The sequence below is a fragment of the Pseudomonas sp. BF-R-01 genome (assembly GCF_019946615.1).
GTDB lineage: Bacteria > Pseudomonadota > Gammaproteobacteria > Pseudomonadales > Pseudomonadaceae > Aquipseudomonas > Aquipseudomonas migulae.
In genome coordinates this window covers 1-13,726 of record NZ_JAGYFX010000137.1, presented here as the reverse complement: position 1 = coordinate 13,726, position 13,726 = coordinate 1, and the positions used below count along the sequence as shown (strand labels likewise).

The window sequence follows — 13,726 nt, the reverse complement described above, 5'->3', positions numbered from 1 at the left end:
CGATAGCGATGTATCAGTCAACGCATTTAGTGACTGACCCACCGCTATCGCCGGCAAGCCGGCTCCTACAGGGGATCGGTTTTGCCGGGGGACTTTTGCGCAGGCAAAAAAAGACCCGGCAAGAGCCGGGTCAAATAACCGTGATTAGCCTGATGAGGAGATATCTGAGAGTCCGAACCAAGGGCTTTTCAAATATCGACCAGTCTCGCGACCAGTTGTGATAATCATAGCGATTCTCATTACCAAGTCAACCGCTGATTTTTCATTTCCTCGAAAATTGTCAGTTGCTTGGCGAGAAGCCCTGAAATCATTGGGCTTCAGACTACATTCCTGATGAGCTCAGCTGCGTGGTGTGCTTGTTCAGCAGGTCAATGCGTCGGTCCACGCTCTCGATCAGGCTGTGGGCGATCTTCGGATTGCCTTGAGTGAGGCTGAGAAACTCTCCTTCGCTCCCGTTCAATTCTTGTGGCGTGACGAGATCGCTTCCAACTGTTTATTCAGGGCTTCCTTGCGCTCGGCGGGGATGTCGTTCCAATGCACATCCATCAGCGCGCCTTCGATCGCATATAACAACACCTTGGATGCCCGGAACCCGCGCGTGCGCACAGCCCGATAGGCATCCACAGCCCCCAGGCGACGCAAGTCCGAGGCGCTGTGGATGCCCACGGCATGCAGCCACTGCGCCGATGTCTTGCCAAGATTCTTCAGGTGCTGCAGTTCATCATTCATCAAGCCTCCTTGCGACGGCCGAACGGTGCGTGGGCAAGCTTCTGAGGAGTGTAGCCATCAGTAGGAAAAGCGTGATTGTTTGGTCGGTTTCGGAGCAAATGCTTCTAAGAAGCGACTCCGATGTGCAGCGTAAAAATACGCGAGCAAGGTAGGAAAAGGCGGAAGGGCGTCAAGTTTTCAAGCTGAAAACACCCACAGTCCAGCGCAAGGCGGGGGGGCGCCAAGGCTGAGCACTGGACATGTCAGTTATCGGTCGTTTTTAACGGGTTCGATAACGCAGGCGTGTACCGAAATTCATCGACATCAGAATTTCGTCGGCACTCAGCTCTCGCGGAAAGTAGGCGCCGGAGATTTGCGCGTGGGCCAGGCTTGCGCCTTCCAGGTTTGAGTTGCTGAAATCGATGCCGCGCAAGTCGGCCGAGCGGAAGTAAGCATCGGTAAAGTCGATGCCGTCGGCATTCAGTTCGCGCAGGTCCAGGCCTCGGAAGTCACCACCGACCATGTCGATAGGTCCGTCTTTTGGACGTTCGTTGTTGAAACCTGTGATGTCGTCTTTGTGCAGTAAGGCATAAAGCGGGGTGTCGAGAAGTTTCGGCTGGCTCATGTCACATCACCTGTTGGTTTTATGACGCCAGTATAGTGCCACTATTTGACAGCCGTGAAGCCAGCGAAGGCTCCACGGCTGAAATACTTTCTTACAGGCCCGGCAGGCGTTGGCGAATTTGCGCAACGACGGTGTCGAGGGTCCCGCTTTCATTGGTCTGCACGCGTTTGCTGCACAGAATCTCTTCTGGCGTCAGGGCTTCACGATTGGCTTGCTGCGCTTCGATAACGGCCAGATTGGCGTCGGATGGATCCTTTTTGTCTGCCTGGCGCAGGGCCAGCCAGCTTTCGATCACCGCTTGTGGCGCGTTGCAATCAAGGATCAGGAACGGCGCGCCGGTGGCTTCGGCAATTTTCGCCGCGCCGTCACGCTGGTCGCGCTTGAGGTAAGTGGCATCGACCACCACTGGGAAACCGGCGCGCAGGATTACCGCGGCGATTTCATGCAGGCGAGTGTAGGTTGCGGCGCTGGCGTCGGCGCTATAAATGCCGGCTTGCGGATCGTTAGCGACAGTTTGTTCGCCGAACAGGCGTTTGCGTTCGACATCGGAACGCAGGCGAATTGCGCCCAGCGCTTCCACCAGGCGCATGGCCACGTGGCTTTTGCCAACAGCGGAAACGCCGTGGGTGATGGCCATGAAGCGCGAAGGAATGGTGCTGTAGCTTTCCGCCAGATTTGCATAGTTGCGGTACTGGCGCAGGGTCGTGGCGCGCTGCACCGGGTCGGCTTCGGCCGGCATGCTGAACAGGCTGACCTTGGCGCGAACCAGCGCACGGTAGGCTTTATAGAAGTTCAGCAGTTCCAGGCCCTGGTAATCGCCGGTCAACTCCAGGTATTGGCTGATAAAGCGACGGGCCAGGCTCTTCAGGCCACGGTCTTCAAGGTCCATCGCCAGGAAGCCGGTGTCGGCATAGACGTCGGTGAAGCGGAACGGCTCGTTGAATTCGATGCAGTCGAAGATCACGACCTTGCCATCGATCACGGTGGCGTTGCCCAGGTGGATATCACCGTGGCACTCGCGGATGAACCCCTCGGCCTTACGCTGGGTAAACAGTGGCTTGAGGCGTTCGAAGCTGCTTTCGGCCCAGGCTTGCAAGGCATCAAGTTGCAGCAGGTCCGCCTTGTCACTCAGGAACGGGCGGATCTGCTCGAAGTTCTGCCGCACTGGCGCCATGACGCTGTCCGGCGTGCCGGCTTCGTGTTCCGCAGGCACCTTTGGTGCGGTGAGGTGGAATTGCGCGATCTGTGCGGCCATCTCGTCGATGTGCGCGGTGGTCAATTCGCCGTTGGCTTGCAGCGTGCTGAGCAGTTGGCTCTGTGGGAACTGACGCATTTTCAGCGCGTATTCGATGACCGGACCGTCGCCGCCCAGTTGTGGCGCTTCGGCGCTGCCGGTAATCGGCAATACTTCGAGATACAAATCATTGGTCAGGCGCTGGTTCAGGCGCAGTTCTTCACCACAGAAATGCTCACGGGCATCGAGGCTGGTGAAGTCGAGGAAGCCGAAGTTGACTGGCTTCTTCACTTTATAAGCGAAAGCGCCTGTGAGAATGACCCAGGAGATGTGGGTTTCGATGAGCTGAAACCCGTCTACCGGGTGCGGGTAGAGGGCCGGGTTTTGCAGGGCGGCGATCAGGGACTGGCTCACAGGCGTTCCTTCAGAGTCTGGGAAAATTCACGGCCGCCATTATGGCCGCAAGTCCGCCCGACGCAAACCTCGGCGGGCTCCTGTTGAGTATGAATAAAGTGCGTATAATCCGGCGCCATGACTCGTACTCGATCCCCCCGTACCCCCAAAAAACCACCTTCCAGGGGCCTGCGCCCTTGGCTGGGCTGGGCCCTTAAACTCAGTCTGGTCGGCCTTGTGGTGCTCGCCGGGTTCGCGGTTTACCTCGACGCTATTGTCCAGGAGAAGTTCTCCGGCAAGCGCTGGACTATCCCGGCCAAGGTGTATGCGCGCCCGCTCGAGCTGTTCACCGGCCAGAAGCTGAGCAAGGAAGACTTCCTCACCGAACTCGACGCCCTGGGCTATCGCCGCGAAAGCGTGAGCAACGGCCCCGGCGCAGCAGCGGTCAACGGCAACACCGTTGACTTGAATACCCGTGGTTTCCAGTTCTATGAAGGCATGGAGAACGCCCAGCCCGTGCGCGTGCGCTTCTCCGGCGACTACGTGGCTGAACTTTCGGCGACCAACGGTTCGAAGCTTTCTGTGGTGCGGCTGGAACCGCTGCTGATCGGCGGGATTTATCCGAAGAATCTCGAAGACCGCATTCTGATCAACATCGATCAGGTGCCGCCGTATCTGCTGGAAACCCTGGTCGCTGTAGAAGACCGGGACTTCTATAGCCACTGGGGCGTGTCGCCGAAGTCGATTGTCCGCGCCATTTGGGTCAACACCTCTGGCGGCAAGATGACCCAGGGCGGTAGTACCCTGACGCAACAGTTGGTCAAGAACTTCTACCTGACCAGCGAACGCAGCCTGAGCCGCAAACTCACCGAAGCCATGATGGCGATGCTGCTTGAGCTGCATTACGACAAGCGGGAGATTCTTGAGGCTTACCTCAACGAAGTGTTCGTCGGTCAGGATGGCCAGCGCGCGGTGCACGGTTTCGGCCTCGCCAGCCAGTTCTTCTTCGGGCAGCCGTTGTCCGAACTGAAACTGCATCAAGTCGCGATGCTGGTGGGCATGGTCAAGGGACCGTCCTATTACAATCCCCGTCGCAATCCGGAACGGGCGCTCGAGCGGCGCAACCTGGTGCTCGATGTGCTTGAGCAGCAAGGCGTCGCCTCCGCCGAGCAGGTCGCGGTGGCGAAGAAAATGCCTTTGGGCGTGACGACGCGCGGCAAACTGGCCGACAGTTCGTTCCCTGGGTTTCTCGACCTGGTTAAACGTCAACTGCGCGAAGACTATCGCGACGAAGACTTGACCGAAGAAGGCCTGCGGATCTTCACCAGTTTCGATCCTATTTTGCAGATGAAAGCTGAAGCGTCGGTCAACGATACGTTCAAGCGCTTGTCCGGCCGCAAAGGCTCCGATGACGTTGAAGCGGCGATGGTCGTGACCAACCCGGAAACCGGTGAAGTCCAGGCCATGATCGGCAGTCGCCAGGCGAGCTTCGCCGGTTTCAACCGGGCGCTGGATGCTGTGCGACCGATCGGTTCGTTGATCAAGCCGGCGGTTTATCTGACAGCCCTTGAGAAGCCTAGCCAGTACACGTTGACCAGTTGGCTGTCAGACGAATCCTTCTCGGTAAAAGGCGCGGACGGGCAGGTCTGGAAACCGCAAAACTATGATCGCCGCTCCCATGGCACTGTTTTCCTTTATCAGGGCCTGGCGCACTCCTACAACCTGTCGACCGCGCGTCTCGGGTTGGCGGTGGGCGTGCCGAATGTCTTGAAGACGCTGGCTCGCCTGGGTGTCAGTCGCGAGTTTCCGGCATTCCCGTCGATGCTGCTGGGTGCTGGCGGCATGACCCCGATCGAAGTGGCGACCATGTACCAGACCCTCGCCAACGGTGGCTTCAATACGCCGATGCGCGGGATTCGTAGCGTGCTGACGGCGGAAGGCGAGCCGCTCAAGCGGTATCCGTTCCAGATTCAGCAGCGTTTCGATCCGGCGTCCATTTACCTGATCCAGAGTGCCATGCAGCGGGTCATGCGCGAAGGCACCGGCAGTTCGGTTTACAACGTGTTACCGAAAACCCTGACGCTGGCGGGCAAGACCGGTACCAGTAACGATTCGCGAGACAGCTGGTTCGCCGGTTTCAGCCAGGACTTGCTGGCGGTGGTGTGGCTGGGTCGCGATGACAACGGCAAGACCCCGTTTACCGGTGCCACTGGCGCGTTGCAGGTCTGGACCAGTTTCATGCGTAAGGCCGATCCGTTGCCGCTGGACATGCCTCAGCCGGATAATGTGGTTCAGGCCTGGGTCGATTCACATACCGGACAAGGCTCTGATGCCAACTGCCCAGGTGCCGTGCAGATGCCGTATATTCGCGGCAGCGAACCGCCTCCCGGCGCTGCTTGCGGTGGCGAAAGCCCTGTTAACGGTGAAACGGTGATGGATTGGGTCAAGGGCTGGATGAATTAAGCAAAGAGGGTTTCAAGTGAACAAATGGTTGATTCCAGCGGTTGCCGCCGTGGCTTTGCTCAGCGGTTGCTCCAGCGTACAGCGTGGTTCGATTCCGGTTGTGGATTCCGGCAGCGCCGTTTCCAACAGTGAACGTGTTTCGGCCAATGGCGGTTTTCGTCAAACGACGGTTAAACGTCCTGTGCAATCCCAGACCCAGGCGATCCCGCAAGGTGACACCGGCGTCGTGGTGATGGTGCCGGGTGGCGGTGCAGTTGCATCGGCACCGATCAGTACTTCGCCGATTACGCCAGGCCCGATCACTTCGGGTCCGATCGACACTTCGCCAGTCCAGTCGGCCCCGATCAATCAGGGCAGCTACAGCATGCCATCGACACCAAGCGGCATTCCTTCGTCGAGCGCCGGTGGTCTGTCAGCTGATGAACAGCTGGACGGTCCGGTATTGGCGCTGCTGACCACTGCTCAGCAGCAACAGGCTGGCGGTGACCTCAACGGTGCTTCTTCCAGTCTGGAGCGCGCCCAGCGTGTTGCACCGCGTGAGCCGCAAGTGCTTTATCGTCTGGCGCAGGTTCGCATGGCCCAAGGTGATGCGGCACAAGCCGAGCAGTTCGCTCGTCGTGGTCTGACCCTCGCCAATGGGCGTCCGGCACTTCAGGCCAGTCTGTGGGAATTGATCGGTCAGGCACGTGATAAGCAGGGTGATTCCGCTGGCGCTGCACTGGCCCGTCAGAAGGCCAAGGTTTCGCTGTGATGGACGCACGCTTTCCGAAAATTGCCGAGCAGCTGCTGTTGATCGAGCGCGAGTTGCGGGTTCAGGGGTGGTGGGACGATGTCTCGCCATCGGTTGAAGCGCTGTCCAGTGTCGAGCCGTTCTCGGTCGATACGCTGGATTTCGAGCAGTGGCTGCAATGGATCTTCCTGCCGCGCATGAAAGCGATCCTCGAGCAGGATTTGCCGTTGCCCAATGCCTCGGGCATTCAGGAGATGGCGGAAATGGTCTTCGCCAGCCGCAATGTCCAGGGCAAGGATCGGCAGTTGCAGGTTCTGCTCAAAGAGTTCGACCAACTGATCACCGCCTCCCGCTGACCCCGATTTCTTGTAGGAGCAGAGCTTGCTCGCGAAGGCGGCGTAACATTCAAAAGATATGTTGAATGTTACGCCGCCTTCGTCGGAACGCCGCCCGGAGCAAGCTCTGCTCCTACAGGTATCTACTGGCAGTTTTCAGCGATCTGTCTTTGTGCTTCAGCAGTCCGCTCCTGACGTTGCTCGTCGGTCAGGCGGCGCATCTCACCCTCGACATCCTCCCGTATCCGCGGATTGTTCTGCAGTTGAGCCAGGTTCGTCCGCGCCTGCTCGCAGAATACCTTTAGCTGCGCTTGCTGCTCGGCGACCTGTTTTTTAACGCTCTTATCGATGGCCTGTTGATCGCCAATGGCGTTACTGCGGGGCAGCGGAGCCGGCTTGTTCGCAGAGGAGGGCGTGACAACGGTCGTGGCTTCCCGGCCCTGGGGCGGTTGCGCATCGAAGTGGGTAACGCCTTGTTCATCGACCCACGTGTAAATCTGAGCGGCCATGCACAAAGGGCTGATGGCGATCAGCAGGCTGGCGGTCAGGAAAAACGTTCGCATGCCATTTCCTTGTATTGGGTTGCGCAATTGAAGCTAACACAGTTGCTGTTTAGCGGTTTTTTCTTGCTTTCTCATGTGCTTACTTCAATAAAGCACATTGACGACTTGACTTGCAGGGGACGAAACAGAAGAATCCAAAGTCCGCTGTAGAGGGACTGCCAGAAGCAGACCCACTCGGCAGATCATGAGGCGCACATCCGCGCCGACCTGTTACACCCGCAACGCGTTACCTCGCGCTGGGTGGGAAAGCCCCGCAACACTTGGGACGATCCCAATACTTGCTCAGTCAGTGCTGACGTAGTCGGCGACCACCGTCGCTCATGCTCTGCCGAGAAGTAAACCTATTAAGACCCGTCCTCTTGTATGTGGGCGGTATTCTGGCGTTTTAGAGGTGAACAACGTGGAGCTTTTATCTGGCGGTGAGATGCTCGTCCGCTTTTTGCGTGACGAAGGCGTCAAGTACATCTACGGGTACCCGGGTGGTGCTCTTCTTCATGTTTACGATGCCCTGTTCAAAGAACCGGAAGTGACCCACATCCTGGTTCGTCACGAGCAGGCTGCGACCCATATGGCTGACGGTTACGCCCGTGCCACCGGTAAAGCCGGCGTGGTACTGGTGACCTCCGGCCCGGGTGCAACCAACGCCATTACCGGTATTGCCACGGCCTACATGGACTCCATTCCGATGGTGGTCATTTCCGGCCAGGTGCCTAGCAACATGGTTGGCACCGATGCGTTCCAGGAAACCGACATGATCGGTATCTCCCGGCCGATCGTGAAGCACAGCTTCATGATCAAGCACGCGTCGGAAATCCCGGAAGTCATGAAGAAAGCGTTCTACCTGGCGCAATCCGGTCGTCCTGGTCCGGTCGTTGTCGATATCCCGAAAGACATGACCAACCCGGCCGAGAAGTTCGAATACATCTTCCCGAAAAAAGCCAAGCTGCGTTCCTACAGCCCGGCCGTTCGCGGTCACTCCGGACAAATCCGCAAGGCAGCCGAAATGCTCCTGGCGGCCAAGCGCCCTGTGATGTACGCAGGCGGCGGTGTGATTCTCGGTGGTGGCTCCGCGCCGCTGACCGAGTTGGCGAAGATGCTCAACCTGCCAGTGACCAATACCCTGATGGGTCTGGGTGCCTACCCTGGCACCGACCGTCAGTTCATCGGCATGCTCGGCATGCACGGCAGCTACACCGCCAACCTGGCGATGCACCATGCTGACGTGATCCTCGCAGTCGGCGCACGCTTCGACGATCGTGTCATCAACGGCGCGTCGAAGTTCTGCCCGAATGCCAAGATCATTCACATCGACATCGACCCGGCTTCGATCTCCAAGACCATCAAGGCCGACGTGCCGATCGTTGGTCCGGTGGAAAGCGTCCTGACCGAAATGGTCGCGATCCTCAAGGAAATCGGCGAGACCCCGAACAAGGAGTCCGTTGCCAGTTGGTGGAAGCAAGTTGATGAGTGGCGCGGTGATCGCGGCCTGTTCCCTTACGACAAGGGCGACGGCAGTGTCATCAAGCCGCAGACCGTGATCGAAACCCTGTGCGAAGTGACCAAGGGCGATGCCTTTGTTGCCTCCGACGTGGGTCAGCACCAAATGTTCGCGGCGCAGTACTACAAGTTCAACAAGCCGAACCGCTGGATCAACTCCGGTGGCCTGGGCACCATGGGCTTCGGTTTCCCGGCGGCCATGGGTATCAAGTTGAGCTTTCCGGATGCCGACGTCGCCTGCGTAACGGGCGAGGGCAGTATCCAGATGAACATTCAGGAACTGTCCACCTGTCTGCAATATGGTTTGCCGGTCAAAATCGTCATCCTGAACAACGGCGTTCTGGGTATGGTTCGTCAGTGGCAGGACATGAGCTACGGTAGCCGTCACTCGCACTCCTACATGGAATCGTTGCCTGACTTCGTCAAGCTGGCAGAGGCCTATGGCCATGTCGGCGTGCGCATCACCGACTCGAAAGACTTGAAGTCGAAGATGGAAGAAGCATTCGCCATGAAGGATCGCCTGGTGGTCATCGATATTGCAGTCGACACCAGCGAGCACGTCTATCCGATGCAGATCAAAGACGGCTCCATGCGCGATATGTGGCTGAGCAAGACGGAGCGTACTTAATCATGCGGCACATTATTTCCTTGCTTCTGGAAAACGAACCCGGTGCTCTGTCGCGTGTAGTCGGCCTGTTCTCGCAGCGCAACTACAACATCGAAAGCCTGACCGTGGCGCCAACCGAAGACCCGACTTTGTCGCGTCTGACGCTGACCACCGTGGGTCACGATGAGATCATCGAGCAGATCACCAAGAACCTGAACAAGCTGATCGAAGTGGTCAAACTGGTCGACCTGTCGGAAAGTGCTCACATCGAGCGCGAACTGATGCTGGTCAAGGTCAAGGCTACCGGCGCCCAGCGCGCCGAGATCAAGCGCACCACCGATATTTACCGTGGGCAGATCGTTGATGTCAGCGCTAGCGTGTATACCGTTCAATTGACCGGTACCAGCGACAAGCTCGACAGCTTCATTCAGTCCATCGGCACCGCGTCGATCCTGGAAACCGTCCGCAGCGGCGTAACCGGTATTGCTCGCGGCGACAAAGTACTCAGCATCTAAACCAAATTAGCGAATGGCCTGAACGGCCTGGATATATAGGGGAAATTCATGAAAGTTTTCTACGATAAAGACTGCGACCTGTCGATCATCCAGGGCAAGAAAGTTGCCATCATCGGTTACGGTTCCCAAGGCCACGCTCAAGCGTGCAACCTGAAAGACTCCGGCGTTGATGTCACTGTTGGCCTGCGTAAAGGTTCGGCGACCGTTGCCAAAGCCGAAGCTCACGGCCTGAAAGTGACCGACGTTGCTTCCGCTGTTGCGGCTGCCGACCTGGTCATGATCCTGACCCCGGACGAGTTCCAGTCCTCCCTGTACAAAAACGAAATCGAGCCGAACATCAAGAAAGGCGCCACCCTGGCCTTCTCCCACGGCTTCGCGATCCACTACAACCAGGTTGTTCCGCGCGCTGACCTCGACGTGATCATGATCGCGCCGAAAGCACCGGGCCACACCGTGCGTTCCGAGTTCGTCAAAGGCGGCGGTATCCCTGACCTGATCGCTATCTATCAGGATGCTTCCGGCAACGCCAAAAACGTTGCACTGTCCTACGCTGCCGGCGTTGGTGGCGGTCGTACCGGTATCATCGAAACCACTTTCAAGGACGAGACCGAAACCGACCTGTTCGGCGAACAAGCCGTTCTGTGCGGTGGTACCGTTGAACTGGTCAAAGCCGGTTTCGAAACCCTGGTTGAAGCTGGCTACGCGCCAGAAATGGCCTACTTCGAATGCCTGCACGAACTGAAACTGATCGTTGACCTCATGTACGAAGGCGGTATCGCCAACATGAACTACTCGATCTCCAACAACGCTGAATACGGCGAGTACGTGACTGGTCCGGAAGTGATCAACGCCGAATCCCGTCAGGCCATGCGCAACGCCCTGAAACGTATTCAGGACGGCGAATACGCCAAGATGTTCATCAGCGAAGGCGCAACCGGCTATCCTTCGATGACCGCCAAGCGTCGTAACAACGCCGCTCACGGTATCGAAATCATCGGCGAGCAACTGCGCTCCATGATGCCGTGGATCGGTGCCAACAAGATCGTCGACAAAGCCAAAAACTAAGTCGCACACTTGTACGGAAAACGCGGCCTAGGCCGCGTTTTTTCGTTTAGGAGGCCGGTTCTGGTATAAAGCTGCATCGTTTGTGGCCGAACCGTCGTCCCAGACACCTGTCGAAACTTTCCACCCCGTTGCAAGGTAATGTCCATGAGCGAACGTCCCGAAGAGCCAAACCAGGCTTCTGACGCCGAAAGCCTGCTGCCCATCGATGAACACGTCGAAGAAGGGCATGACGCTGAAGGCCGTAAAGTCCGGCATCGTGGTATCTATCTTCTGCCGAATCTGTTCACCACTGCGAACCTGTTCGCAGGGTTCTACTCCATCATCAATTCAATGAGTGCCCAGAGTGCCTTGAGTGCCGGTGATGCGATTGGCGCGAGCAAGTATTTTGCGTTTGCCGCGATCGCCATTTTTGTCGCCATGGTGCTCGACGGTCTCGACGGTCGCGTTGCCCGTATGACAAACACCCAGAGTGCCTTCGGTGCCGAGTACGACTCGCTGTCCGATATGGTCGCCTTCGGTGTCGCGCCGGCACTGCTGGCATTTGGTTGGGCCTTGGGTGATATGGGCAAGGTCGGCTGGATGGTCGCCTTCATTTATGTCGCCGGCGCTGCGTTGCGCCTGGCACGTTTCAACACCCAGGTGGGCACCGCCGACAAGCGCTACTTCATCGGCCTGGCCAGTCCGGCTGCGGCGGGTGTGGTTGCGGGTATTGTCTGGGCGTTCAGCGATTACGGCATTCAGGGTTCCATGATGTCTTTCCTGGTCGCGCTGATGGTTGCGGCTGCCGGCATGCTGATGGTCAGCAACATCAAGTACAACAGCTTCAAGGAGCTGGACCTGAAAGGGCGTGTGCCTTTCGTGGCGATCCTTGCCGTGGTGCTGGTGTTTGCCGTCGTGTTCAGTGATCCGCCGCGCATCCTGCTGCTGGTTTTCCTCGCCTATGCAGCGTCTGGCCCGGTTCAATACCTGTTACGTCTTCGTCGGCACAAAAGCGTGTAATTTCCCTCATACTCCGCAGTCTATTGGTGCATCTGTCCTCCAATGCTGCGGAGTTGCCATGCTGATCAAAGTCCCCAAGTCATCCGACTGCCATGAGTCGGATGTCACGCCTGAATCCCTCTATCTATCTCGTCGTAATGTCTTGGGTGCCGCCGTTGCCGGCTTGGCTGTGAGCAGCTTGCCGCGTTGGGCCAGTGCTGACGATGCCGCGCGATACGCTGATGTCGAGGCGGGCAACGCGCCATCCTGGTTTGCCGAAAAACTGCCTTCTACCAAGTGGGGCGCGGTCACCGTCAAGGATGAGGTGATCACGCCGTTCAAGGACGCGACCCACTACAACAACTTCTATGAGTTCGGTACCGACAAGGGTGATCCGGCCGCCAACGCCGGTTCTCTGAAAACCGAACCGTGGAGCGTGGTGGTGGACGGGGAGGTGGGTAAGCCGGGGCGATATGCGCTGGAGGACTTCATGAAGCCTTATCAGCTGGAGGAACGTATCTATCGTCTTCGCTGTGTAGAGGCCTGGTCGATGGTCATTCCATGGATCGGATTTCCCATCTCTGCGTTGCTCAATGTTGTTGAGCCAACCTCCAAGGCAAAATTCATTCGCTTCGAAACGCTGCAGGACCCTAAGACCATGCCAGGGCAGCGCTCTGGTTTTGCCCTGATCGACTGGCCCTATGTAGAAGGGCTGCGTCTGGACGAGGCGATGAATCCGTTGGCGATTCTTGCAGTGGGCATGTACGGGCGTGAGTTGCCTAACCAGAACGGCGCGCCTCTGCGCCTGGTGGTGCCGTGGAAGTACGGCTTCAAGAGCGTCAAATCCATCGTGCGGATCAGTCTGGTCAGCGAGCAACCGAAAACCACCTGGCAAAGCATTGCTGCGGACGAGTACGGCTTCTATGCCAACGTAAATCCGACAGTCGATCATCCGCGCTGGACACAGGCTCGGGAGCGTCGTTTACCGAGCGGTCTGTTCAAGCCCAATGTGCGTGACACGCAGATGTTCAACGGCTACTCGGACGAAGTTGCTTCTCTATATACAGGGCTCGATCTGCGGAAGAACTACTGATGCGATATCCGTTCTGGCGAGTGAGTGTCTTCATCGCTGCTGCGGTGTGGCCGTTGCTTTGGCTCTATCTGGCTTGGGCGGATGTGCTGGGGCCGGATCCGGGCAAGGTGCTGGTTGATCGGTTGGGGTTGGGGACGCTTGTACTGCTGCTTATTACATTGAGTTTCACGCCGTTGCTGAAGCTCACCGGTTGGGCGGGGTGGATTGCTGTCCGACGGCAGCTGGGTTTGTGGTGCTTCGCTTATGTAGTTCTCCATCTGAGTGGCTATATAGCGTTCATTCTTGGCTTTGATTGGTCGCAGCTGGGTGTCGAGTTGCGCAAGCGGCCGTACATTATTGTCGGTGTGCTGGGGTTCCTTTGTTTGCTGGCGTTGGCGATAACCTCCAACCGCTACAGTCAACGTCGGCTGGGGGCAGGCTGGAAGAAGCTGCATCGACTGGCTTATGGTGTTCTCGGTCTTGGCTTGCTGCATATGTTGTGGATCGTGCGTGCCGATCTGAAGGAGTGGGCGGTCTACGCCTCTATAGGCGCACTGCTATTGGTGTTGCGGTTACCGCCTGTCGCTCGTCGAATTCCACGTTTAATAGCTAAAAAGACATCTTCTGAAAGAAAAGCATAATTAGGTGTTGACGGCAGATTCTGGAAGTCTATAATTCGCCCCACTTCCGGCGCAGTCGAAACGGAAAACTCCTTGGTAAACAATGAGTTACGCAGTTTTCGGCAGCGAGTTGCTTCAGATTATCGAAGCCCAGAAGGAGTTGGAAGAGCGGTGTTGTGTGGCTCTTTTAACGGTTCGATCTTCTCGGTCGAAAGCGGAGAAAAAGAGGTGTTGACAGCAGCGAGTAACGCTGTAGAATTCGCCTCCCGCTAACGAGAGATCGGAAGCGCAAGTGGTTGAAGTTGCAAAGGAAACTTTGAA

Annotated in this window: 14 protein-coding genes and 1 pseudogene; 10 read left to right on the top strand and 5 right to left on the bottom strand. The window is 57.5% G+C overall.

Features of this window, described 5'->3' with window-relative positions; all coding sequences use genetic code 11:
* The coding region (locus KGB27_RS28735; protein WP_223557219.1) for a hypothetical protein at window positions 1–221 on the top strand (221 nt) is incomplete at its 5' end.
* A 101-nt stretch (window positions 222–322) separates the two neighbouring features.
* On the opposite strand, the pseudogene KGB27_RS28730 reads toward KGB27_RS28735, so the two are convergent.
* The 4 genes and pseudogenes from KGB27_RS28730 to KGB27_RS28715 form a co-directional block, all read right to left on the bottom strand.
* Window positions 323–442, bottom strand: a pseudogene (locus KGB27_RS28730) (cAMP-binding protein); the annotation flags it as partial.
* Window positions 443–456: 14 nt separating this feature from the next.
* Window positions 457–729, bottom strand: a complete 273-nt coding sequence (locus KGB27_RS28725) for a TfoX/Sxy family protein (protein WP_007971093.1) — start codon at window positions 727–729, stop codon at window positions 457–459.
* Window positions 730–988: 259 nt separating this feature from the next.
* Window positions 989–1,333, bottom strand: a complete 345-nt coding sequence (locus KGB27_RS28720) for a pentapeptide repeat-containing protein (protein WP_008033166.1) — start codon at window positions 1,331–1,333, stop codon at window positions 989–991.
* Between the two features lie 91 nt (window positions 1,334–1,424).
* Window positions 1,425–2,981, bottom strand: a complete 1,557-nt coding sequence (locus KGB27_RS28715; protein ID WP_223557218.1) for an AAA family ATPase — start codon at window positions 2,979–2,981, stop codon at window positions 1,425–1,427.
* A 117-nt stretch (window positions 2,982–3,098) separates the two neighbouring features.
* Between KGB27_RS28715 and mrcB the strand changes: the two genes are divergently transcribed.
* From mrcB to KGB27_RS28700, 3 genes are read left to right on the top strand one after another with little or no spacing between them, the layout of a single operon-like run.
* Window positions 3,099–5,423 (top strand): penicillin-binding protein 1B, encoded by a 2,325-nt coding sequence (gene mrcB / locus KGB27_RS28710; protein WP_223557217.1) that lies wholly within the window; start codon window positions 3,099–3,101, stop codon window positions 5,421–5,423.
* A gap of 16 nt (window positions 5,424–5,439) precedes the next feature.
* The gene (locus tag KGB27_RS28705) at window positions 5,440–6,174 is read left to right on the top strand and encodes a tetratricopeptide repeat protein (protein WP_008036407.1); all 735 of its coding nucleotides are present in this window, start codon (window positions 5,440–5,442) and stop codon (window positions 6,172–6,174) included.
* Complete coding sequence (locus KGB27_RS28700; protein ID WP_207286534.1) at window positions 6,174–6,509, top strand: YqcC family protein; 336 nt, start codon at window positions 6,174–6,176, stop codon at window positions 6,507–6,509. The genes KGB27_RS28705 and KGB27_RS28700 overlap by 1 nt, the downstream gene beginning before the upstream one ends.
* A gap of 122 nt (window positions 6,510–6,631) precedes the next feature.
* On the opposite strand, the gene KGB27_RS28695 is transcribed toward KGB27_RS28700, so the two are convergent.
* Window positions 6,632–7,051: a DUF4124 domain-containing protein gene (locus tag KGB27_RS28695; RefSeq protein WP_223557216.1), complete on the bottom strand. Its 420-nt coding sequence runs from the start codon at window positions 7,049–7,051 to the stop codon at window positions 6,632–6,634.
* 400 nt (window positions 7,052–7,451) lie between these two features.
* Here KGB27_RS28695 and KGB27_RS28690 point away from each other — a divergent pair, with 400 nt between their 5' ends.
* The 6 genes from KGB27_RS28690 (at window position 7,452) to msrQ (ending at window position 13,426) form a co-directional block, all read left to right on the top strand.
* Window positions 7,452–9,176: an acetolactate synthase 3 large subunit gene (locus tag KGB27_RS28690; protein ID WP_008033158.1), complete on the top strand. Its 1,725-nt coding sequence runs from the start codon at window positions 7,452–7,454 to the stop codon at window positions 9,174–9,176.
* A 2-nt stretch (window positions 9,177–9,178) separates the two neighbouring features.
* On the top strand, window positions 9,179–9,670 hold the full coding sequence (gene ilvN / locus KGB27_RS28685; RefSeq protein ID WP_003205610.1) for an acetolactate synthase small subunit: 492 nt from the start codon (window positions 9,179–9,181) through the stop codon (window positions 9,668–9,670).
* A gap of 48 nt (window positions 9,671–9,718) precedes the next feature.
* Window positions 9,719–10,735 (top strand): ketol-acid reductoisomerase, encoded by a 1,017-nt coding sequence (gene ilvC / locus KGB27_RS28680; protein ID WP_003228216.1) that lies wholly within the window; start codon window positions 9,719–9,721, stop codon window positions 10,733–10,735.
* Window positions 10,736–10,879: 144 nt separating this feature from the next.
* Complete coding sequence (pssA, locus tag KGB27_RS28675; protein ID WP_223557215.1) at window positions 10,880–11,734, top strand: CDP-diacylglycerol--serine O-phosphatidyltransferase; 855 nt, start codon at window positions 10,880–10,882, stop codon at window positions 11,732–11,734.
* Between the two features lie 58 nt (window positions 11,735–11,792).
* Window positions 11,793–12,806, top strand: a complete 1,014-nt coding sequence (gene msrP / locus KGB27_RS28670) for a protein-methionine-sulfoxide reductase catalytic subunit MsrP (protein ID WP_223557214.1) — start codon at window positions 11,793–11,795, stop codon at window positions 12,804–12,806.
* Entirely contained in the window at window positions 12,806–13,426 is a 621-nt protein-coding gene (gene msrQ / locus KGB27_RS28665; protein ID WP_223557213.1) for a protein-methionine-sulfoxide reductase heme-binding subunit MsrQ, read from the top strand. Before msrP ends, msrQ begins: the two co-directional genes overlap by 1 nt.
* Window positions 13,427–13,726: the final 300 nt, after the last annotated feature.